The organism is Simplicispira psychrophila DSM 11588 (assembly GCF_000688255.1).
In the GTDB taxonomy this organism is placed as follows: Bacteria; Pseudomonadota; Gammaproteobacteria; order Burkholderiales; family Burkholderiaceae_C; genus Simplicispira; species Simplicispira psychrophila.
Genome location: NZ_JHYS01000011.1, coordinates 49,179 through 69,249, shown reverse-complemented (window position 1 = coordinate 69,249; position 20,071 = coordinate 49,179). Strand labels below are relative to the sequence as shown.

The following is a 20,071-nucleotide window of genomic DNA, read 5'->3' as shown; positions in this document are numbered from 1 at the left end:
CGACCCTTCAAAAAATTCTGACTTCCATGAGCAATGTTCACGTCATTACCCATCCGCTGGTGCAGCACAAACTCACCCTGATGCGCTGCAAAGATGCCAGCACCAACAGCTTTCGCCGCCTGCTGGGCGAACTGAGCACCTTGATGGCCTACGAGGTCACACGTGACATGCCGTTGCAGCAGATCGAGATCGAAACGCCGATGGAAACCACCACCGGCCAGGTCATCGATGGCAAAAAACAGGTGCTGGTATCCATCCTGCGCGCTGGCAACGGTTTTTTAGATGGCATGTTGAACGTGATTCCCTGCGCGCGCGTTGGTCACATCGGTCTGTACCGCGACCCGGCGACGCTGCAACCGGTGGAGTACTACTTCAAGATGCCGTCGGAAATGAACGAACGCGACATCATTGTTGTCGATCCGATGCTGGCCACCGGTAACTCAGCAGCCGCTGCCGTAGCGCGACTTAAGCAAACCCATCCCAAATCCATCAAATTCGTCTGCCTGCTGGCCGCGCCTGAAGGCATTGCCACGATGCAAGCAGCACACCCTGACGTGCCCATTTACACTGCCGCCATCGACCGTGGCTTGGACAGCCATGGCTATATCTTGCCTGGCCTGGGGGATGCGGGCGACCGTATTTTTGGCACTAAATAAATAGCCACTTCGAACAAAAAATGCCGGTCTGCCCATTGCGTTCAATTGAACGCACTGGGCAGACCGGCATTTTGCTGTGTAGCTGAACACTGCGCTGGCGCAGCGTTCAGTGGCTAACAGCTTATTGCTTGGTCGCCTTGATGTCGCCCTCAGCGCCAATACCCAAGGTATAGCCGAGCGACACATGGTGGAAACGACCGCTAGCGTGGTCGTCATGGATAGCGAAACCGAAAGGAATCGTTTTGCCTTCACCGGGGTTATTGCGGGTGAAGGTAATGGTGTAAGTGTCACCCGCCTTCGTACCTTCAGCCTTGGCACCCAGGCTGCCGCCTTCCATTTTGCGCTCGGTAGTCACGGTACCGTCAGCCACCTTGGCGCCCTTGGCGCTGCGCCACTGCATCAGCTCGTACTTGCCTTCTTTGACGTACTTGGTCTTTTTGTCATCCGCTCCGGGCATGGTGCGTGCATCGCCGTGGCAAGAAGCCCAGCAGCCGACCTGAGACGCCAATGGCACCTTGGAATCGGGGAACATCACCGTGGCCTTGAGTTCGTTATCTTTGTCGCTGTGGTCAGCACCGCCCGAAGGAGGGGCTTTGAACGTCAAGCGAATGTAGAGGCTGCTGGCGTCGTAAGCGGCCTGGACAGCGACGGGATACACCATAGTGGCAGGAGCGCCCTTAGGTTCGAGTTCCTTGTCAGCCAATCGCTTGAAGTTGAAGTTCAAGCCGCCTTTTTCTTCGTGGCAACCGACGCAGGTCTCACCCTTTTTCAGGCCAGCGGTACCGCTGTGCGCCGATTTTTTACCGACCCACTCCATGGGTGTCACACCGGGGTGAAACACACTGACTTCGCGTTTGGGAACTTTGCTCCAGTCAGGCGCGGCAAAGGCAACTTGCGTGCCCAGTGCCATCAGCGATCCCATGAACAGCATGGAAATCATATTTTTTTTCATCGTGCTCTCCTTATTTCTATTTAAAAAAGACCTGTCAGGCATTTCTGACAGGTCTGGCGAATTTACAGGTCTTCGTCTTCTTCTTCTTTCATGCCCTTAGGCTTGTGGTGTGCAATACCCTTATGGCAATCAATACAAGTCTGCTTTTCTGCCTGTGCAATTTTGTGCATTTTGGCACCACGCAGTTTTTGCCTTTCCGGGTCCATGCTGTCAAAGCTGTGGCAATTGCGACATTCACGTGAATCTGCCGCCTTCATGCGTGCCCACTCGCGTTCAGCCAGAACCAGGCGTTTGGCTTCGAATTTTTCTTTGGTATCGATGGTTCCAGTGATTTTGCCCCATACCTCACGACTGGCCTGAACCTTGCGGATCATTTTGTGTGTCCAGTCCTTGGGCACATGGCAGTCTGAGCAAACAGCCCGAACACCGGTGCGGTTGGTGTAGTGGATTGTCTGTTTGTATTCTTGATAAACGTTGTCTTCCATTTCATGACAAGAAATGCAAAAAGACATCGTATTGGTTGCTTCCATGGCGGTATTGAACCCGCCCCAGAAAAATATTCCTGAGAAAAAACCAATAGTCAAAAGACTGATCAACGAGTATTTAATACTCGGTTTTTTCAATTTTGCCCACAAAGTTGCCAGTTTTCCAGCCATCGTGTTCTCCGAACTTCATTCAAACCGTATTGGAGATACACAAGATGAAGAGGCCAAGGCCTCTTCATCTCTTATCTCACCTCAACGCTACTAATCAATAAATGTCGTGTTGCGTGTTGTACACGTTGAATTTGCCGGTAGGCGTAATCATCTTCGGATCGGTGATCACTTTCTTCAGTGTCAGAGTCTTGTCGTCATACACCACGATAGCGGACTGGTCGGTCTTGCCGCCCCACAGCGAGATCCACACTTCGGTGCCGTCAGCGCTGTATTCAGGGTGTACTGCGCGGCGCACTGCCTTGGTCTCAGGCAGGCCCGAGTCTTTGGCGACGTGGAGAATCTTGTATGGCTTGGACAGATCGCTCAGCTTCCAGACCGATACCGACTCTGCGGTGTCCTTGTCTGGGTTCTGTGCCGAGTCAGCCCACAAGTTCTGCGATTTGGGGTGCGTCTTGACGAACAAGTTGCCGGGGACGTGCTTGACTTCCTGAACCACAGTCCAGTTGTACTTCTTGTACTTCGCGTTCTTGGCTTCGTCCGATGCCGTGCTGATCAGGGTCAGCACGTCGGCGCCCAAGTGGCCTGTTGCCCAGACGGGACCAAAAGTGGGGTGCGTGAAGTTGGCGCCGCGACCGGGGTGCGGGAGCTTGGCAACATCTACCAGCGCGGCCAATTTGCCGGTCTTGGTATCGACCGCAGCGATCTTGTTGGAAGCGTTGGCCGCCACCAAGAAGTAGCGCTTGGAAGCATCCCAGCCGCCGTCGTGCAGGAACTTGGCCGATCCGATGGTGGTCGTCTTCAGGTTTTCGATGTCGGAATAATCGACCATCAAGATTTGGCCGGTTTCCTTCACGTTAACAACCCACTCAGGCTTGATGAACGAAGAAACGATGGATGCCACACGTGGCTCAGGATGGTAGTCGCCGTCAACGGTAACGCCACGGGTAGAAACCACCTTCAGCGGCTTCAGCGTATCGCCTTCCATGATGGTGTACTGCGGTGGCCAGTAGCCGCCAGCAATGGCGTACTTGTCTTCAAAGCCCTTGAACTTGGAGGTATCAATTGAGCGCGCATCGAACGCGATCTTGACTTCAGCCACGACGGCTGGCTTTTCCATCCACAGGTCGATCAACGACACCCGACCATCGCGACCGATCACGTAAACGTAACGGCCCGAAGCGGACATGCGGGAAATATGCACTGCATAGCCGGTCTTGACGATGCTGCGGATTTCCTTGGTATCACCGTCGATCAGGGCGACTTCACCGGTGTCACGCAGGGTGACCGAGAACATGTTATTCAGGTTGTACTTGTTCATCTGCTTGGTCGGGCGATCCTTCACCTCAACCAAGACCTTCCAGGAAGCCAGCTGATCCTTAAGGCCGAACTCTGGTGGCACATCCGGTGTGTTCTGGATGTACTTGGCCATTAAGGACAATTCTTCTTTGGTCAAAATGTCGTCAAAGTTGACCATACCGCCATCGGTACCGTAGCCGATGATTTTTTCCAGGCGCGACTGACCTAAAGCGAGCGTGCCGCCTTCAGTGGTCTTGCCGTCCTTATCGGTCTTCGTCCAATGGGGTTCCAAATTCTTGCCCGTGGCGCCCTTGCGCAACACGCCGTGGCAACCGGCACAACGCTCAAAATAAATCTTCTTCGCGGCTTCCTTTTCAGTCACCGTCATTGCAGGCGCTTGGGAATTCTGTTCTTGTGCCACGACGTGGCCGGCAAGACCCGTCAGCATCACAACTGCTGCGATGGCGGAAAGGCGGGGAAATGTCATCGTGTTTACTCCATAGTTTTTTGCAACCAACCCGCCATCAACGGCGGAGATCAAACTCGGCGACGGCTGCAACAGATCGTTTCGAGTAGGCCCATTGTCAGTGGGGCTGATCCGTGTAGTCCTTGATCCAAGTTAAATGATCATTCCATATGACTATAAAAAACAACAACACACTTTCAAACGTATAAAACACCACAACAACCTTTCACTCCATCTCCTCCAGCGAGGGGTACTCGCCTTAAGATGGCCCCCTTTCCCTCAGGACACCAAGAATTGAACGTTAAACCGACACTGGCCTTCCACGATCTCGGTTGCAGTAAAGGAGGCCGCCCGCTCTTTCAGGGGGTTGATTGCACAGTGCAGTCCGGAAGCTGGCTCCACATCGTGGGTGCTAATGGTGTTGGTAAAACCAGTCTTTTGCGCATGGTCTGTGGCTTAGCACCGGTCGAGTCGGGCGAGATTCTCTGGAATGGCGCATCCATCCACAGCGCCCCTGAGGCCTTTCGCCGTGATTTGTGCTATCTGGGGCATCTGAATGCCCTGCAAGAGTCCATGACTATCCAGGAAAACCTGGCGTTCTCCTCGGCGCTGGGAGGCTTCATGCCACAAGAGGCACACGTCATCGAACTTTTGCAGCGGTTTGGCGTGGGCGGCCGTGGTCATCAATTGGTGCGCTACCTCTCGCAAGGTCAAAAACGACGTGTCGCATTGTCGCGGCTGGCCTTGAGCCCTGCCCGGCTGTGGGTGCTGGATGAACCCTTTGTGGCTATGGACCACGCTGGCATTCGGTTCTTGGCCGAGCTGATTGCACAGCATTTGTCCACGGGTGGGATGGCTGTCTTGACCAGCCACCAAGACGTGGACATCGGTGGCGTGCCCGCACAAATCCTGGAGCTGACAGCGTGAAATTGATTCAAGTCAAGTCGATAAACGCCGGTGCCGTCATGCTCGCGGTTCTGCGGCGCGAGGTTTCGCTGGCGCTGCGTCAAAAAGGAGAGGTTCTGACACCGCTGGTTTTTTTCGTCGTCATCGCCAGCCTTTTTCCGCTGGGGGTGGGACCCGAATCGGCACTGTTGCTACGGATGGCACCGGGCGTGTTGTGGGTTAGCGCCTTGCTGGCGGCCATGCTCTCGCTGCAGCGTCTGTTTGCCACCGACTATGCCGATGGCTCACTGGAACAAATGGTGCTTTCTGCCACGCCGTTACCGATACTGGCCGCCGCCAAGGCGCTGTCCCATTTCCTCTTGTCGGGTCTGCCGCTGGTGCTGATGGCACCGATTTTAGGATTGCAATTTGGCTTGGATGCTCGCGCGCTCGGCATTTTAATGCTGTCCTTGCTTCTGGGCACGCCGACACTGAGCCTGATTGGCGGCATCGGCGCGGCCCTGACCCTAGGCGTGCGTGGAGCGGGGGTATTGCTATCGTTGCTAATATTGCCGCTCTACATTCCGGTACTCATTTTTGGTGCTGGCGCGGTGGAAGCCGATGCCGCCGGTCTCGGCGCTGGCGGACACCTCTCCCTGCTGGCGGCACTGCTCGTACTCTCCTTGTTTTTTGCTCCCTTTGCCACCACGGCAGCCTTGAAAATCTCCCTGGAATGAAAACGCGCGCCGTTCACTGGTTCAAATACTCGTCTCCGCAAAACTTCTACTTTCTGGCGGGGCGCTTGTGGCCCTGGTTTGCCGCCCTCGCAGCTTTGCTGATGGCCATCGGATTGTGGATTTCCTTCTTTGTCGCTCCAGTGGATGCGCAGCAGGGCCAAGGCTATCGCATCATTTTTGTGCATGTTCCGGCATCACAGATATCGATGTTCATCTATATCGTGATGGCCGCCTGGGCCGGCATCGGGCTGGCTTTCAATACCCGCTTGTCGGGCATGTTGGCCTCGGCACTGGCGCCAACCGGCGCCCTGTTTGCTTTTTTATCGTTGATCACCGGCGCCTTATGGGGCAAGCCGATGTGGGGCACCTGGTGGGTGTGGGATGCACGGCTCACCTCTGAACTGATCTTGCTGTTCCTCTACCTGGGTTTTCTTGCGCTGCAATCGAGCATTGACGATCCGCGCCGCGCCGACAAAGCCGGTGCCGTGCTGGCGCTGGTCGGTGTGGTGAACGTCCCCATCATCTATTTTTCTGTGATCTGGTGGAACACTTTGCACCAAGGCGCCTCTGTCTCTTTGAACAGCGCACCCTCGATGGCGGCGCCCATGTTGTGGGGCATGTTGCTCATGGTGGCCGCTTTCTGGATGTACGCCATCGCTGCCGTGCTGGCACGGGTGCGCAACATCATCCTGGACCGTGAACGCCATACCGAGTGGGTCAAAAATGCAGTGGAATAGTGCTTCCGAGTTTTTTGCCATGGGCGGCTACGCCCTGTATGTCTGGGGCAGCTTTGGCGCCACCGCCCTTGTGATGCTGGTCGAGTCACTGCTGATCCGCAGCCGCCGCAAGGAAGTGCTGAGTGAGTTGCGCAGCGAACTTCCCCCGCGCAGTCTTTAAAGGTCTTTGCACATGAAACCCCGCCACAAACGCGCCGCCATCATTTTGGGTGGCATTGCCGCCGTGTCCTTGTCTGCCTACCTAGTGCTCAACGCCTTTCAGAGCAACCTGGTTTTTTTCTTTAGCCCAAGCCAGGTCACTTCAGGGGAAGCGCCGAAAAACCGTACCTTCCGGGTTGGCGGCATGGTCAAAGACGGCTCGGTGCAGCGCAAGGACCTGACCGTCACCTTTCTGGTGACCGATACCGCGCAAGACGTGCGCGTGAGCTACACCGGCATCTTGCCCGACCTGTTTCGCGAAGGCAAAGGTGTGGTGGCCCAGGGCAAGCTGGGGGACGACGGCCACTTCATGGCCACTGAAGTGCTGGCCAAACACGATGAAAACTACATGCCGCCCGAAGCGCAACATGCGGTCGATCAGGCCCAACAGACCATCAAAACCTTGAAGTAGCCATGATTCCCGAAATTGGACATTTCTCCCTGATCCTGTCGCTCTTCGTCGCGCTGGCGCTGGGCACCCTGAGCATCATTGGCGGCCAAACCGGGCGCAGCGACTGGATGGCCTTCACCCGGCCTGGCACCCAGGCGCTGTGGTTGCTCACGGCGCTGGCCTTTGGGTGCCTGACCTACGCTTTCTATACCAACGATTTTTCTGTCGCTTACGTCGCGCAGCACTCCAATTCCAAGCTGCCCGGTATCTACCGCATTGCCGGCGTCTGGGGCGGACACGAAGGCTCGCTGTTGCTGTGGCATTTCATGCTGACTTGCTGGATGGTGGGCGTGTCGTTCTTCTCGCGCCAGCTGCCCGACGCCATGGTGTCGCGCGTGCTCGGCATTCTGAGCCTGATCGCCGCCGGCTTTTTGCTGTTCATGCTGGTTACCTCCAACCCGTTCCTGCGCCTGGGCGACATCCCGGCCGACGGCAAAGACTTGAACCCTCTGCTGCAAGATCCGGGGCTGGTGTTTCACCCGCCCATGCTCTATATGGGCTATGTCGGTTTTGCCGTGCCTTTTGCCTTTGCCATTGCCGCCTTGCTCAATGGCCGGCTGGATGCCGCGTGGGCACGCTGGTCGCGTCCCTGGGCGACCGCCGCCTGGATATTTTTGACCCTTGGCATTGCCCTGGGCTCCTGGTGGGCTTACTACGAACTGGGCTGGGGCGGCTGGTGGTTTTGGGATCCAGTCGAAAATGCGTCCTTCCTGCCCTGGCTGGTGGGCACGGCGCTGATCCACTCGCTGGCGGTGACCGAAAAACGCGGGTTATTTCGCAACTGGACCATCGTGCTGGCGATCACCGCGTTTTCGCTCAGCCTGCTGGGCACCTTCCTGGTGCGCTCAGGCGTCCTGACCTCGGTGCACGCCTTTGCGGTTGATCCCAAGCGCGGCATTTTCATCTTGTTGTTCTTGTTCGCCGTGGTGGGTGGCTCGCTGACGCTGTTTGCCCTGCGCGCCAGCAAAGTGCGCTCTAGCGGCGCCTTTGCCCTGGTTTCGCGTGAATCATTTTTGCTGGCCAACAACGTCCTGCTGGCCACTGCTGCGGCCACCGTGCTGTTGGGTACGGTGTATCCGCTGCTGATCGATGCGCTCAACCTAGGCAAGCTGTCCGTCGGGCCGCCCTACTTCAACGCGGTCTTCGTGCCCATCATGGTGCCGGTGCTGGTGTTCATGGTGGTGGGCTCTTTTGCCCGCTGGAAGAACGACAGCATACCGGAGCTTCTAAAGAAATTGCGTTTTGTCGCCGCCTTGTCGGTGCTGCTGGGTTGCTGCCTGCCGTTGCTGGCCGGCAGCTGGTCGGCCCTGACCGCCATGGGCCTGAGCTTGGGCTTGTGGATCGTGCTCTCGTCCTTCTTGCAGATATACCAGCAAGTGCGTGACACCGTGCGCTGGCAATCCACCCCAGTGTCATTCTGGGGCATGCACTTGGCGCATATCGGCATTGCCGTGACCGCCGTTGGCATCACCATGGTGACCGGCTACCAGACGGAAAAAGACGTGCGCATGGTGATCGGCGATACCGTCGAAGTCGGTGGCTACACCTTCCGCCTGACCGGCATTCGCCAAGCGCCAGGCCCCAACTACCAAGCCGATATTGGTGACGTCGAGCTGATCCAAGGCGACAAGGTACTCAAAGTGCTGCGCCCCGAAAAGCGCACCTACTTCTCCTCGACCATGCCGATGACCGAAGCCGCCATCGACAGCGGCCTGACGCGCGACGTCTACGTCTCGCTGGGCGAGCGCTTGGAAGGTGGCGACAACCCGGCCTGGGCGATGCGCGTCTACCACAAGCCGTTTATCAATTGGATTTGGGGCGGCGCGCTGATGATGGCCTTGGGCGGCGGCATGGCGGCACTGGATCGCCGCTATCGCAAAAAACGCACGGCTATCGCTGCCGCGACTGCCCACCAAGCACCCTTGACACCGTTGGCGGAGGGAGTGACCGCATGAAGAAAGCGCTGATTCCACTCGGCCTGTTTTTGGTGCTGGTGGTGTTTTTGGCGATTGGCCTGACGCGCGACCCCCGTGTCGTGCCATCGCCCTTGATCGACAAACCGGCGCCCACCTTTTCTGGTCCCGTTTTGGCCCAACCCGATAAACAGTTTTCTGGCAAAGACATGCTGGGCCAAGTCTGGCTGCTGAACGTCTGGGCTTCATGGTGCACCGCCTGCCGCCAGGAACACCCGGTACTGATGGACTTGGCCAAGACCAACGCCGTACCCCTCATCGGCCTGGACTACAAAGACGTCCCCGAAGACGGTCTGAAGTGGCTGGCACGCCACGGCAACCCCTACCAACTGGCCGTTATCGACCGCGATGGGCGCATCGGCATTGATTTTGGCGTCTATGGCGTCCCTGAAACCTTCCTCATCGACAAGGCAGGAAAGATCCGCTTCAAGCAGATCGGCCCCATTACCGAAGAAGCCCTGCGCGATCACATCCTGCCCTTGATCAAAGAGCTGCAAAAATGAAATTCTGGCTGGCACTGCTGCTGGCGCTGCAATGCGCCCTGACCGCCTACGCGGCCGAAGCACCGCTTCTGGCCGAAGACCCGGTGGTTGAAAAACGCCTGATCGGCATCTCCGAAGAACTGCGTTGTCTGGTTTGCCAGAACGAATCTTTGGCCGCCTCGCGCGCCGACTTGGCACTGGACTTGCGCCGCGAAATCCGTACCCTGATCAAAGCCGACAAGACCGACGCCGAAATCATGGACTTCATGGTCAGCCGCTATGGCGACTATGTGCGCTACCGACCGCCCTTCAACCCCGTCACCTGGCTGCTCTGGCTGGGCCCGTTCGTCTTGCTGATTGGCGCTCTGGTGACGCTAGTACGCATGGCCCGCCACAGCCGCAACACCGCAGCACCGGTGCTGAACGACGCCCAGCGCGCCAAGGCGCGCTCCCTTCTTGATGACCCGGAAGAGCCCTTATGAGCGTTTTCATTGCCCTTGCCGCCCTTCTGACGCTGCTTGTCACCGCCTGGGTGGTGCGTCCGCTGTTGCGTAGCCACACCCGCCAGGGTGTCTCCAGCCAGCGCCTGAATGCTGCCATTTACCGCGAACAACTCGAGGCCCTGGACAAAGACTTGGCGCACGGTGCCATCAGCCCGGCCGACCATGAAGCGACGCGCGACGAATTGCAGCTGCGCCTGCTCGACGACACCGCCGAGCCGCAGGCGGCTGTTTCTGCCAGCCCTGCATCTCTGTGGAGCCCGCGACGCACCGCCGGTGCACTGATCGTCCTGCTGCCGCTGCTGTCCGCCGCCACCTACTGGGCGCTGGGCAACCCGGCGGCCCTGGACCCGGTCAAGGCCCAGACCGTAAACCAGCAAAAGGTCGAAGAAATGGTCAAGGCACTGGCTGCGCGTTTGCAGGCCAACCCAGAAAACCGCGAAGGCTGGGCCATGCTGGCGCGCTCCTACAGCGTGATGGGGCGCTTGGAAGAAGCCGCAGACGCCTTCAACAAAGCCGGCGACGTGATCAACCAGAATCCCGATCTGCTGACCGACTTTGCCGAAGTGCTGGCGCAACGTGCTGACAACCGCATGGCCGGCCGGCCGATGCAGCTGATCGAACAGGCGCTGGCCATCGATCCGCTCCACCCCAGCGCCCTGATGATGTCCGGCGTTGAGGCTTACCAGCGCTCAGACTTTGCCGGCGCCGCAGAGCAATGGGAAAAGCTGTTGACCGTGCTGGAGCCCGGCTCAGCCGATGCCGAAACCACCCAAGCCAACATTGACGAGGCCCGGACCCAAGCCAAAAACGCCGTCCCTGCGCGCGTCCAGCCTTGAAGCGCTACGGCGTCTGCGACCCGCAAACCGGGCCGCAGCGCCCATGTGTCGCTGGTGATAGATTTCTAATGCGCCTATTGATTTAAAAATGATAGCTGCTAGCGCACTTATCTAAAGAGATTCAGGCATAAAAGCATCTGAAACTTAAGCAATACGTGCGCTACCAGCTCACTTTTTAATTGGCGCTGCCATCTTGTTAACCCCTGTCTAACACCTGTCGGGTTACGCCCTTTGGGCTAACCCGATCTACATTTCAGTCAGCCTTGCACATGGCACTCGCGGCGCAGCAGCGCCAGCGCGTCACTCAGGGTGATGTCGTGGTCATCGAACAGCGTGCGCTGCGACTCCTGCACAAAACTGTCCCATAGCGCGACGTAGTCCTGCTGGAATGCACCCGGCGCGTGTTCGCTGATGAACGCCGTGGCCAACGCTGGCTGCCAGCTGTGTTTGCGAATTTTGCGCACCAGACTGGCGGCGGTTTTCTCGGTCAGCAGTGTTTTCTTCGGCGTGCCGACTGCGACGCACAAGAACAAAGTCAGCAGCGCGTGCTCGTCAGTCTGGCCTTGCGTCAGGCGCAGCCAAGTTTTGCTGGCCGGTTGCGGCGCGGCCTCGCCGGCGTCCAGCACGGTGAGCACCGACAGCTGCTGCTCGTACTCTTCCATTTCGGCCAGCGGGTCATCCGATAAAAAATAGCGCGCCCGCATTCGTCCCAAGGGACTCAGCAGCGCGCTCAGTGGCTGGGCTCTGTCCATCCAGCGCGGCCAGTCGGCCTGGACGGCGGCAAATTCAGTGTGCACCACCGCGTGCAAGTGCGTCGGCAGGCTGTTGGGCAAGTGCAGCTCCAGCGCCGGCAGCGGGCCAGTGCCACGATTTTTGCGCAGTTCGGTCAGCACCTTCTGTAGTGCCGGCGTCGTCGGCCATGCGCGCGCGCGCGGCACCAGCGCGCGCCACAGCAGGGCGGCGCGGATGACGGCTTCGGCGTCGGTGCCAGCCTCCTCCAAATCATCGATGTCAAGGTGGTACGGCGCCACCAGCCACAGCGCCGCTTTAATCGCTTCGGCGATATGGCTGCGCCGCGCCAGCTCGCTGCGGTATTCAGCGTGGCTGCGCAGCGCCCACAGCGCCAGCAGCGGCGTTTGCGCCTCGTCGCTGCCGGCCATGCCGAAGTGACTGCTTTCGGGCAGGCCAATCAGACGGCGCAGCATATCGGAGCCGCCTTTGGAGCGCGACAGCAGCGAGTTTTGGCGTAATGACTGCGCAGCCGCCCGCAAGTCGTTGTCGCAGCTTTCCTGCAAATACAGGCTGATGAGATTGACCATGCGCTCGCGCGCTTTTTCTAGCTCGGGGCGCAAAAACTCGTTCCCAAAGTAGCGCGCAATTTGCACCATGCCCTTGGGCGCCTCGGCATGGATGGCATCCAGCGTGGCAGTGTCGATGATGCCGTGCTGCACGCCGTAGGCCAGCGCCTTCTCAAAAAATACCCGTGTGTCGTGCAGCGCCAGCGCAGTGGCTGCAATCTCTGCGCTCTTTGGAGCCTGTTTTGGCATGGTGTCCCAACCCTTAAATGGCAGATTCTTCGTCCGAGTCGCGCGCCACGGGCGTGGCTTTGCCCCGATCGGTGTCGCGCAGGTCAAACTTCACGTCCTCGTCGCTCTCGCCATCGTCCAGCTCGTCACTCTCGGTCTGACCCAAGTCATGCGCCCGGGCTTTGGCACGCAGCACCAGCAGCATTTCAACAAACAAATCACGGCATTCGTAGCGCAGCAGCCACGCTAATTGCATCCAGTCGCGGTCGGCCACTTCGTCTTGGTCGATGTGCGGACGTACGTGCAACGAGGCCAGCAGCGCGTCGTCCGACAGCAGCGCACCGTCGTCTTCCGAGGTGTCAAAGTGCCCGGTGCGGGCAAAGGCCTCGATGCGGCTCCACTTTTCTTCAAAGTAATTGGCCAGCGCTTCGCTGCCGCCTTCGAGGTCGCCAATGGCGGTCAAAAACGCCAGCGGGTCGCCGTCGTCGCGAAAAATCACCGAGTTCACCATGCTGCGCAGGTGGGTGTGGGCCAGGTCTTTGTATTTTTTCTCCAGCACCATCGCCCGGGCAAACTGCTCGGGCGTCACCAGCAAGTTCACCACCGAAGCTTTGGAATCATCGTATTCGCGCATCACCGCCAAGATGTCTTTGGGCTGCAATTGCTCAAGCACCACCATCAACGCGCCATCGCCCTCGGCATCGGCCAATTCGGTCAAGGCGGCGTCAGCGCCGACGATGTCGCCGGCTTCAATCAGGGCGGTGGTTTTGGTAATCAGGGCCAAGTGCTGGGTCATGGATGCGTGTGCTTTCTTTTATTTCTTGGGTTCAAAACCGATGTCCGACAACCAGTGGTCGCTGGCTTCTTCGCGCGAGCGGTCTGTCACCGGGCCGCGTGCGTCGTCGGCGCTGAGGTGCTCGCCATCGTTCATCTCATGGCCGTAATCATCTTCAACTTCTTCGTCATCCGAATCAGCGCTACTGGACTGCACCGGCGCGGCGTTGGCGTGGTGTTGCAGGTATTCCAAACCCGCTGCCAACGATAAAAAGCGCGCGCCAAACGGGTCTTGCAACACTTGGTCCACCAGATTCTCCGCCCACGGCTCCAGCGTGACGGCGCCGGCGCTGGTCAAGCTGTCCCATTCGGGCAACTGCTCTTCGCCTTGGCCAACCAGCGCTTGCAGCGGTGCGTGCTTCACAAAGCGAAACGCTCGGTGAAACACCACGGCGACCATTTCGGGCGCGGCTTCCATCATCTGCACCAAAAAGCCCATCTCTTTGCGCTTGGCGTCCAAGCGCTTGCGCAGCACGTCTTTGCCGCCTGAGTCGGAGGTCAGGTCGTCCAACTCAGCCTCGTAGGCTTTGCGCAGGTCACGGAAGTAGCGGGAAATTTTCATGCGAGAGATACATCCTTCAAATTCTTGAAATAAGCGCGCCAGATTTCCTGCGCTGTCTCCAGCGGGTCGTCCAGCAGATTGCGGCGGCGGTTGTCGTCGTAGGCTTGGCGCGCGTCAAAGTCCGACAGCACCTCGTAGGCCTTTTGGACCGCACGAAAGCGCTCGGTAGCGTCAGCCGCCGGGTTGCGGTCGGGGTGATAAAAAGCGGCCTTTTGGCGAAAGGCTTTTTTAATCTCGGCCAGTGAGGCGTGCGCCCCGAGGCCTAGAGCGGTGTAGTGGTCAGACATTCAGCGGCGCGTGGCGGTTTAGCCGCCCAAGCTGACGTAGACGTTTTGCACGTCGTCGTTGCCGTCAATCGCCGCTAAGAAGGCTTCGACTTCTTCCAACTGCTCGGCGGTCAAGTTGGCAGGATTGACCGGGTTCTTTGGCTTGTAGCCCAGCTTGGCCGACAGCACCGTAAAGCCATGCGCTGGCAACGCGCGGCTGACCAAGTCGAGTTCCGCCGGGTCGGTCCAAAAAGTGGTGTGACCGTCTTCATCGCCCGGCTCGCAGTCTTGCGCGCCGGCTTCGATGGCGGCTTCTTCCGGGTCCACACCGGCCACGGCCGGCTCGGCTTCAATCATGCCGACATGGTCAAAGTCCCACGCCACCGAGCCGGAAGTGCCCATCTGGCCTTTGCGAAACAGCACGCGCATCTCGGGCGCGGTGCGTTTGACGTTGTCGGTCAGGCACTCGACCATCACCGCCACTTGGTGCGGCGCAAAGCCTTCATAGATGACGTGCTCAAAGTTCACGGCCTCGGTGCCAATACCAGCGCCTTTTTTAATGGCGCGGTCGAGCGTCTCTTTGGGCATCGAGACTTTGCGCGCCTGCTCCACCACCAGCCGCAGCTTGGAATTTCCCGCCGGGTCAGCGCCACCGCGCGCCGCGACCATGATTTCTTTGGCCAGCTTGCCAAACAGCTTGCCTCTGGCGTCTGCTGCCTGTGCCTTGCCTTTTGCTTTCCACTGCGCGCCCATGGGGAGTTTTCCTTGGTGTTGCGGCGCGACTGGCGCGCCTGAAGTTTGGGGAGGTGTGGACACAGCGCGCACGTCGATAACAACGCGCGCGACTCTATCCAAGGGGGTGTAGGTTATACACCGCCCGGCTGCGGTAATCTCACCGCCGCCGCAATGGCTTTGCGCGCGTCCCTCCTTCACTACGCTATCGCTCTCCATGCTCAACACCCTCTGGCTGGGATTTTTCCTGTCTGCCGCTGTCGCCGCGCTGGCGCAATGGCTCGTTGGCGGTCAGCCGCAGGTGTTTGCCGCGATGGTCGAAGCGCTGTTTGCCATGGCGCGGCTGTCGGTCGAGGTAATGGTGCTGCTGTTTGGCACGCTAACGCTGTGGCTGGGCTTTTTGCGCATTGCCGAGCGCGCCGGCATTGTCGATACGCTGGCGCGCTGGCTGGCACCGCTGTTTGCCCAACTGATGCCCGGCGTGCCGCGCGGTCACGCGGCGCTCGGCCTGATGACGCTGAACTTTGCCGCCAACGCGCTGGGGCTGGACAACGCCGCCACGCCGATGGGCCTAAAAGCCATGCGCGCACTGCAAACGCTCAACCCCGAGCCCGACAGCGCCAGCAACGCGCAGATTTTGTTTCTGGTGCTCAACGCCTCGTCGCTGACGCTGCTGCCGGTGACCATCTTCATGTACCGCCTGCAACAAGGCGCGCCCGACCCGACGCTGGTGTTTTTGCCGATTCTGCTGGCCACGTCGGCTTCCACGCTGGTCGGGCTGCTGAGTGTCGCCGTGGTGCAGCGGCTGCCGCTGTTCAGCCCGGTGGTGCTGGCCTATCTGCTGCCAGTCGGCTTGCTGCTGGCCGGTTTTATGGCGCTGCTGACCACCTTCAGCGCGGCAGCGCTGGCGCAGTTGTCGTCGCTGCTGGGCAATTTGACGCTATTTGCGCTGGTGCTGCTGTTTGTCAGCGTTGGCGCGTGGCGGCGCGTGCCGGTGTACGAGGCGTTTGTCGAAGGGGCCAAAGAAGGCTTTGACGTCGCCAAGGGTCTGCTGCCGTATTTGGTGGCGATGTTGTGCGCCGTCGGCGTGTTCCGGGCGTCGGGCGCGCTGGGCTATGTGCTGGACGCTATCCGCTGGTGCGTCGAGTGGACGGGCATGGACGCGCGCTTTGTTGATGCGCTGCCGACCGCGCTGGTCAAACCGTTCTCGGGCAGCGCGGCGCGCGCCATGCTGATTGAAACCATGCAATCCCAAGGCGTAGACAGTTTTGCCGCACTGGTCGCCGCCACCGTGCAGGGCAGTACCGAGACGACGTTTTACGTGCTGGCGGTGTACTTTGGCGCGGTGGGCATCCAGCGCGCCCGCCACGCCGTGGCTTGCGCGCTGCTGGCGGAACTGGCCGGCGTGGTGGCAGCGATTGCCGTCTGCTACCACTTTTTTGGCTGATGCAGCAACTAAATATCAGTCAAAACAGCATCTAGCCCTTTAAACACGTGCGCTAGCAGCTATTTATTCAATAGCAAATTGACCGTTTAACGCCCTTTGCGCGCGGCAGGCGGTTTGCCTGAGCCCGTCACACGCGGCGGCAGACCGGTGTGCTGGGTTTGCAGATTGCCCTTTTGCGGCTGCGCCCGTGGCACGCGCGGGGCGGCTTTAGCCTCGGCCTGCGTCATCGGCTTGCGCGGCGCACCGCAGGCGGTCACTGCCGGCTGGAAGGTCGGAATCAGGTGGTGCTTGCCGTTGCCAATCAAATCGGCGCGCCCCATGGCTTTGAGCGCCTCGCGCAGCAGCGGCCAGTTGTTCGGGTCGTGGTAGCGCAAAAAGGCTTTGTGCAGACGCCGGCGTTTCTCGCCGCGCACGATGGCGACTTCTTCGCTGTCGCGGGTGATCTTGCGCAGCGGGTTTTTGCCGGTGTGGTACATCGCCGTCGCCGTCGCCATCGGGCTGGGGTAGAAGGCCTGCACCTGGTCGGCGCGGAAGGCGTTTTTCTTCAGCCAGATGGCCAGATTCATCATGTCTTCGTCGCTGGTGCCAGGGTGGGCCGCGATGAAGTACGGAATCAAAAACTGCTTTTTGCCGGCCTCTAGCGTGTACTTTTCAAACAGCGCCTTGAACTTGTCGTAGTTGCCGATGGTCGGCTTCATCATCTTGGTCAGCGGGCCGGACTCGGTGTGCTCGGGAGCAATCTTCAAGTAGCCGCCGACGTGGTGCTGCACCAGCTCTTTGACGTACTCGGGCGACTCCAGCGCCAGATCGTAGCGCACGCCCGAGCTGATCAAGATTTTTTTGATGCCTTTCAACTCCCGGCCGCGCTTATAGATTTTGATCAGCGGGTCGTGGTTGGTGGTCAGGTTTTGGCAAATGCCGGGGTAAACGCAGCTGGGTTTGCGGCAAGCGGCTTCAATCTCCGGCGTGCGGCAACCCAGGCGGTACATATTCGCCGTCGGGCCACCCAAGTCAGAAATGGTGCCGGTAAAGCCCTGCACCTTGTCGCGCACGTCTTCCATCTCGCGCACGATGGAGTCTTCAGAGCGGCTCTGGATGATGCGGCCCTCGTGCTCGGTGATCGAGCAAAAGGTGCAGCCGCCAAAACAGCCGCGCATGATGTTGATCGAAAAGCGAATCACCTCCCACGCCGGAATCTTGGTGGCACCGTCAAAACGGCCATGCTCATCGGCATAGCGCGGGTGCGGATTGCGCGCATACGGCAGGTCAAAGATGGCGTCCATCTCCGCCGTGGTCAGCGGAATCGGCGACGCATTCAGCCAGACATCGCGCGCCGTGGTGCCTTCACCATGCGCCTGCACCAGTGCGCGGGCGTTACCGGGGTTGGTCTCCAAGTGCAGCACGCGGCTGGCGTGGGCATACAGCACTGGGTCGCTTTTGACCTGCTCGTAGCTGGGCAGGCGGATCACCGTGCGGTCGCGCGGTGGGCCTTTTTGCTTGCCTTGCAGGGCCGGATTGGGCACAAAGTTCAGCGCGTGCGTGGTAGCGCCAATTTTTTGGTCTTTTTGGCCTGTAGCGCTTACTGCGCCTGCGCTACCAGCTATTAAATCAGTAGTATTTGACGTGCCCGCAGCGGCGGCTGCCGCGCCATCTTCTTTACTGCAACTGCTGCCCTGCGCCGCCGCTTGCTCGCTGGTGGTTTGGTAGGGATTGATGTGGTCTTCGACCCGGCCCGGCTGATCGACGCTGGACGAGTCAATCTCAAACCATCCCTCGGGCGTGGTGCGGCGCACAAAAGCGGTGCCGCGCACATCGGTGATGCTCTCCAAGGGCTCGCGCGCGGCGATGCGGTGCGCCACCTCGACCAACGCCCGCTCGGCGTTGCCGTACAGCAGCAAATCGCACTTGCTATCGACGACGATGGAGCGGCGCACTTTGTCGCTCCAGTAGTCGTAGTGGGCAATGCGGCGCAGGCTGCCTTCGATGCCGCCCAGAATGATCGGCACCTCTTTGTAGGCTTCGCGGCAGCGCTGGCTATAGACGATGGCCGCGCGGTCGGGGCGCTTGCCGGCAATGTCACCGGCGGTGTAAGCGTCGTCCGAGCGAATTTTGCGATCTGCCGTATAGCGGTTGATCATCGAATCCATGTTCCCCGCCGTCACGCCCCAAAACAAATTGGGCTTGCCCAGCGCCTTGAACGCCTCGGCGCTCTGCCAATCCGGCTGGGCAATGATGCCGACGCGAAAGCCTTGCGCCTCTAACACCCGGCCAATGATGGCCATGCCAAAGCTCGGGTGGTCAATGTAGGCATCGCCGGTGACCAGCACGATGTCGCAACTGTCCCAGCCCAGCTGCTCCATCTCGGCGCGGCTCATCGGCAAAAACGGTGCCGTACCAAAGCGCTTGGCCCAGTAAGGGCGGTAGCTGGTGATGGGTTTTGCGGCGCGCGCAAAGAAAGAAACGTCAACAGGGGCGTTCATGGTCTGGTCTATCCGGGGGGCAACATTGCAGTGTACGTTTTTCGCTTGCCCTTAGAGCCACACCCGGTTTATGCGCTAGCAGATGCCCTCTTTAACAAAAATCAAGCCTTGTCGCCAGCCGGCAATCCCTTGGGAAAAGTCACAAAAAATCGCTCTAAACTGCAATGCTTCGTCCAGCACGCGGCCTGCGGGTGCGTCCTGGCTTTCAGACAGACCCCTTTCCTTGAAGGAATTCTTGTGAACACTCCATTTCGTATGCACACCGTGGTTACCGCATTGGGCCTGGCCGGCACCCTCCTTTTCTCGACCGCACACGCGCAGAACATCAAGATCGCCATGGTGATCCCGACCACCGGCGCCCTCACCCAATACGGTGACATGGTCAAGGAAGGCGCCACCACCGCCGTCGAAATGGCCAACGCCGCTGGCGGCGTGAACGGCAAGAAGATCGAACTGGTCGCCGTCGATGATGCCTGCGAACCCAAACAAGGCCCGGTTGCGGCCAATCGGGTGGTGAACTCGAAAATCGGTTACGTCATCGGCCCAGTGTGCTCAGGCGCCGCCATTGCCGCTGCCCCCATCTACAACAATGAAGGCGTGGTGGTAGTGACGCCATCAGCCACTTCACCCGGCCTGACCGAAGGCAAAAATTACCATTTCATCTTCCGCACCATTGGCCGTGATGACCAGCAAGGCCCTGCCGCAGCCAAGTTCATCGCCGAAAAAATCAAGCCCAAGAAAGTGGCCGTGCTGCACGACAAGCAGTCGTATGGCCAGGGCATTGCCTCGTCGGTGCGCGATGACCTGAAAAAATCCAACGTCAACGTCGCACTGTTTGAAGGCATCAATGCCGGTGACAGCGACTACTCCGCCGTTATCACCAAGCTGAAAAGCGCCGGTATCGATTTTGTCTATTACGGTGGCTACCACCCTGAAATGGGTCTGCTGCTGCGCCAGGCAGCCGAGCAAGGCTTCAAGGCCCGCTTCATGGGCCCCGAGGGCGTGGGCAATCCTGAAGTCAACGCCATTGCCGGCCCCGCCGTCGAAGGTATGTTGCTGACGCTGCCAGCCGATTTTGCCTCTAACCCCAAGAACGCTGCCATCGTCAAGGCCTTCAAGGACAACAAGCGTGACCCCTCCGGCGCCTTCCAGTTGTCCTCGTACGCTGCCACGCAAGTGCTGCTCGACAGCATCAAGGCCGTGGGCGACAACCCAGCCAAAGTCGCCGACCACATGCACAAGACCAGCTTTGATACCGCCATCGGCAATATCGGCTGGGACAAAAAGGGCGACCTGAAGTCGTTCGACTTCCAGATCTTCCAGTGGCACAAGGACGGCACCAAATCTATCGCCAACAAATAAACCAATAAAATCTCGCACTTTTTATTGCAAGGCA

At 59.2% G+C, this 20,071-nt stretch carries 21 protein-coding genes; 12 read left to right on the top strand and 9 right to left on the bottom strand.

Annotation, left to right across the window (positions count from 1 at the left end):
* The first annotated feature begins 26 nt into the window (after positions 1 to 26).
* On the top strand, positions 27 to 656 hold the full coding sequence (upp, locus tag Q390_RS0112085) for a uracil phosphoribosyltransferase (RefSeq protein ID WP_027996292.1): 630 nt from the start codon (positions 27 to 29) through the stop codon (positions 654 to 656).
* Between the two features lie 121 nt (positions 657 to 777).
* Here the strand turns inward: upp and Q390_RS0112080 are convergent, their stop codons facing one another.
* The 3 genes from Q390_RS0112080 to Q390_RS0112070 form a co-directional block, all read right to left on the bottom strand.
* Positions 778 to 1,608, bottom strand: coding sequence for an ethylbenzene dehydrogenase-related protein (locus Q390_RS0112080; RefSeq protein ID WP_027996291.1), 831 nt, complete (start codon positions 1,606 to 1,608; stop codon positions 778 to 780).
* Between the two features lie 62 nt (positions 1,609 to 1,670).
* On the bottom strand, positions 1,671 to 2,264 hold the full coding sequence (locus Q390_RS0112075; RefSeq protein ID WP_027996290.1) for a NapC/NirT family cytochrome c: 594 nt from the start codon (positions 2,262 to 2,264) through the stop codon (positions 1,671 to 1,673).
* Positions 2,265 to 2,358: 94 nt separating this feature from the next.
* Complete coding sequence (locus Q390_RS0112070; protein WP_051603209.1) at positions 2,359 to 4,008, bottom strand: cytochrome D1 domain-containing protein; 1,650 nt, start codon at positions 4,006 to 4,008, stop codon at positions 2,359 to 2,361.
* Positions 4,009 to 4,290: 282 nt separating this feature from the next.
* Here Q390_RS0112070 and ccmA point away from each other — a divergent pair, with 282 nt between their 5' ends.
* The 9 genes from ccmA to ccmI are packed head-to-tail and all read left to right on the top strand — an operon-like array spanning position 4,291 to position 10,828.
* Positions 4,291 to 4,953 (top strand): cytochrome c biogenesis heme-transporting ATPase CcmA, encoded by a 663-nt coding sequence (gene ccmA, locus Q390_RS0112065; RefSeq protein WP_051603208.1) that lies wholly within the window; start codon positions 4,291 to 4,293, stop codon positions 4,951 to 4,953.
* Positions 4,954 to 4,991: 38 nt separating this feature from the next.
* The gene (gene ccmB / locus Q390_RS0112060) at positions 4,992 to 5,648 is read left to right on the top strand and encodes a heme exporter protein CcmB (RefSeq protein ID WP_037472916.1); all 657 of its coding nucleotides are present in this window, start codon (positions 4,992 to 4,994) and stop codon (positions 5,646 to 5,648) included.
* Entirely contained in the window at positions 5,645 to 6,385 is a 741-nt protein-coding gene (gene ccmC, locus Q390_RS0112055) for a heme ABC transporter permease CcmC (protein ID WP_027996286.1), read from the top strand. Before ccmB ends, ccmC begins: the two co-directional genes overlap by 4 nt.
* Positions 6,372 to 6,545: a heme exporter protein CcmD gene (gene ccmD / locus Q390_RS0112050; protein ID WP_027996285.1), complete on the top strand. Its 174-nt coding sequence runs from the start codon at positions 6,372 to 6,374 to the stop codon at positions 6,543 to 6,545. Before ccmC ends, ccmD begins: the two co-directional genes overlap by 14 nt.
* A 12-nt stretch (positions 6,546 to 6,557) precedes the next feature.
* Positions 6,558 to 6,995, top strand: a complete 438-nt coding sequence (ccmE, locus tag Q390_RS0112045; protein ID WP_027996284.1) for a cytochrome c maturation protein CcmE — start codon at positions 6,558 to 6,560, stop codon at positions 6,993 to 6,995.
* A gap of 2 nt (positions 6,996 to 6,997) precedes the next feature.
* Positions 6,998 to 8,989, top strand: coding sequence for a heme lyase CcmF/NrfE family subunit (locus Q390_RS18365; RefSeq protein ID WP_051603207.1), 1,992 nt, complete (start codon positions 6,998 to 7,000; stop codon positions 8,987 to 8,989).
* The gene (locus Q390_RS0112035; RefSeq protein ID WP_027996283.1) at positions 8,986 to 9,510 is read left to right on the top strand and encodes a DsbE family thiol:disulfide interchange protein; all 525 of its coding nucleotides are present in this window, start codon (positions 8,986 to 8,988) and stop codon (positions 9,508 to 9,510) included. The genes Q390_RS18365 and Q390_RS0112035 overlap by 4 nt, the downstream gene beginning before the upstream one ends.
* Complete coding sequence (locus Q390_RS0112030; protein ID WP_027996282.1) at positions 9,507 to 9,971, top strand: cytochrome c-type biogenesis protein; 465 nt, start codon at positions 9,507 to 9,509, stop codon at positions 9,969 to 9,971. The genes Q390_RS0112035 and Q390_RS0112030 overlap by 4 nt, the downstream gene beginning before the upstream one ends.
* Entirely contained in the window at positions 9,968 to 10,828 is an 861-nt protein-coding gene (gene ccmI / locus Q390_RS0112025) for a c-type cytochrome biogenesis protein CcmI (protein ID WP_027996281.1), read from the top strand. Before Q390_RS0112030 ends, ccmI begins: the two co-directional genes overlap by 4 nt.
* A 257-nt stretch (positions 10,829 to 11,085) precedes the next feature.
* Here ccmI and Q390_RS0112020 read toward each other — a convergent pair whose 3' ends face one another.
* The 5 genes from Q390_RS0112020 to Q390_RS0112000 are packed head-to-tail and all read right to left on the bottom strand — an operon-like array spanning position 11,086 to position 14,769.
* Positions 11,086 to 12,375: a hypothetical protein gene (locus tag Q390_RS0112020; protein ID WP_027996280.1), complete on the bottom strand. Its 1,290-nt coding sequence runs from the start codon at positions 12,373 to 12,375 to the stop codon at positions 11,086 to 11,088.
* A gap of 13 nt (positions 12,376 to 12,388) precedes the next feature.
* The gene (locus tag Q390_RS0112015) at positions 12,389 to 13,150 is read right to left on the bottom strand and encodes a hypothetical protein (RefSeq protein ID WP_027996279.1); all 762 of its coding nucleotides are present in this window, start codon (positions 13,148 to 13,150) and stop codon (positions 12,389 to 12,391) included.
* An 18-nt stretch (positions 13,151 to 13,168) separates the two neighbouring features.
* Positions 13,169 to 13,750 (bottom strand): hypothetical protein, encoded by a 582-nt coding sequence (locus Q390_RS0112010; RefSeq protein WP_027996278.1) that lies wholly within the window; start codon positions 13,748 to 13,750, stop codon positions 13,169 to 13,171.
* On the bottom strand, positions 13,747 to 14,037 hold the full coding sequence (locus Q390_RS0112005) for a DnaJ domain-containing protein (RefSeq protein WP_027996277.1): 291 nt from the start codon (positions 14,035 to 14,037) through the stop codon (positions 13,747 to 13,749). Before Q390_RS0112005 ends, Q390_RS0112010 begins: the two co-directional genes overlap by 4 nt.
* A gap of 18 nt (positions 14,038 to 14,055) precedes the next feature.
* A complete protein-coding gene (locus Q390_RS0112000; protein ID WP_027996276.1) occupies positions 14,056 to 14,769 on the bottom strand; it encodes a YebC/PmpR family DNA-binding transcriptional regulator in 714 nt (237 codons plus the stop codon).
* 196 nt (positions 14,770 to 14,965) lie between these two features.
* Between Q390_RS0112000 and Q390_RS0111995 the strand changes: the two genes are divergently transcribed.
* Positions 14,966 to 16,195, top strand: a complete 1,230-nt coding sequence (locus tag Q390_RS0111995) for a nucleoside recognition domain-containing protein (protein WP_027996275.1) — start codon at positions 14,966 to 14,968, stop codon at positions 16,193 to 16,195.
* 86 nt (positions 16,196 to 16,281) lie between these two features.
* Here the strand turns inward: Q390_RS0111995 and Q390_RS0111990 are convergent, their stop codons facing one another.
* On the bottom strand, positions 16,282 to 18,675 hold the full coding sequence (locus tag Q390_RS0111990; RefSeq protein ID WP_027996274.1) for a YgiQ family radical SAM protein: 2,394 nt from the start codon (positions 18,673 to 18,675) through the stop codon (positions 16,282 to 16,284).
* A gap of 237 nt (positions 18,676 to 18,912) precedes the next feature.
* On the opposite strand from Q390_RS0111990, the gene Q390_RS0111985 reads away from it, so the two are divergent.
* Positions 18,913 to 20,037 (top strand): branched-chain amino acid ABC transporter substrate-binding protein, encoded by a 1,125-nt coding sequence (locus Q390_RS0111985; RefSeq protein ID WP_027996273.1) that lies wholly within the window; start codon positions 18,913 to 18,915, stop codon positions 20,035 to 20,037.
* The last annotated feature ends 34 nt before the right edge of the window (positions 20,038 to 20,071 follow it).

What these genes read in the sequence shown, in the direction of transcription:
- Q390_RS0111995 (WP_027996275.1), top strand. Translation starts at nt 14,966, where the DNA reads ATGCTCAACACCCTCTGGCTGGGATTTTTCCTGTCTGCCGCTGTCGCC.
- Q390_RS18365 (WP_051603207.1), top strand. Translation starts at nt 6,998, where the DNA reads ATGATTCCCGAAATTGGACATTTCTCCCTGATCCTGTCGCTCTTCGTC.
- ccmD (WP_027996285.1), top strand. Translation starts at nt 6,372, where the DNA reads ATGCAGTGGAATAGTGCTTCCGAGTTTTTTGCCATGGGCGGCTACGCC.
- Q390_RS0112080 (WP_027996291.1), bottom strand. Translation starts at nt 1,608, where the DNA reads ATGAAAAAAAATATGATTTCCATGCTGTTCATGGGATCGCTGATGGCA.
- Q390_RS0112000 (WP_027996276.1), bottom strand. Translation starts at nt 14,769, where the DNA reads ATGGGCGCGCAGTGGAAAGCAAAAGGCAAGGCACAGGCAGCAGACGCC.
- Q390_RS0112010 (WP_027996278.1), bottom strand. Translation starts at nt 13,750, where the DNA reads ATGAAAATTTCCCGCTACTTCCGTGACCTGCGCAAAGCCTACGAGGCT.
- Q390_RS0112075 (WP_027996290.1), bottom strand. Translation starts at nt 2,264, where the DNA reads ATGGCTGGAAAACTGGCAACTTTGTGGGCAAAATTGAAAAAACCGAGT.
- ccmC (WP_027996286.1), top strand. Translation starts at nt 5,645, where the DNA reads ATGAAAACGCGCGCCGTTCACTGGTTCAAATACTCGTCTCCGCAAAAC.
- Q390_RS0112030 (WP_027996282.1), top strand. Translation starts at nt 9,507, where the DNA reads ATGAAATTCTGGCTGGCACTGCTGCTGGCGCTGCAATGCGCCCTGACC.
- ccmA (WP_051603208.1), top strand. Translation starts at nt 4,291, where the DNA reads ATGGCCCCCTTTCCCTCAGGACACCAAGAATTGAACGTTAAACCGACA.
- Q390_RS0112070 (WP_051603209.1), bottom strand. Translation starts at nt 4,008, where the DNA reads ATGCTGACGGGTCTTGCCGGCCACGTCGTGGCACAAGAACAGAATTCC.
- Q390_RS0112015 (WP_027996279.1), bottom strand. Translation starts at nt 13,150, where the DNA reads ATGACCCAGCACTTGGCCCTGATTACCAAAACCACCGCCCTGATTGAA.
- ccmB (WP_037472916.1), top strand. Translation starts at nt 4,992, where the DNA reads ATGCTCGCGGTTCTGCGGCGCGAGGTTTCGCTGGCGCTGCGTCAAAAA.
- Q390_RS0111990 (WP_027996274.1), bottom strand. Translation starts at nt 18,675, where the DNA reads ATGAACGCCCCTGTTGACGTTTCTTTCTTTGCGCGCGCCGCAAAACCC.
- Q390_RS0112035 (WP_027996283.1), top strand. Translation starts at nt 8,986, where the DNA reads ATGAAGAAAGCGCTGATTCCACTCGGCCTGTTTTTGGTGCTGGTGGTG.
- ccmE (WP_027996284.1), top strand. Translation starts at nt 6,558, where the DNA reads ATGAAACCCCGCCACAAACGCGCCGCCATCATTTTGGGTGGCATTGCC.
- Q390_RS0112020 (WP_027996280.1), bottom strand. Translation starts at nt 12,375, where the DNA reads ATGCCAAAACAGGCTCCAAAGAGCGCAGAGATTGCAGCCACTGCGCTG.
- Q390_RS0112005 (WP_027996277.1), bottom strand. Translation starts at nt 14,037, where the DNA reads ATGTCTGACCACTACACCGCTCTAGGCCTCGGGGCGCACGCCTCACTG.
- ccmI (WP_027996281.1), top strand. Translation starts at nt 9,968, where the DNA reads ATGAGCGTTTTCATTGCCCTTGCCGCCCTTCTGACGCTGCTTGTCACC.
- upp (WP_027996292.1), top strand. Translation starts at nt 27, where the DNA reads ATGAGCAATGTTCACGTCATTACCCATCCGCTGGTGCAGCACAAACTC.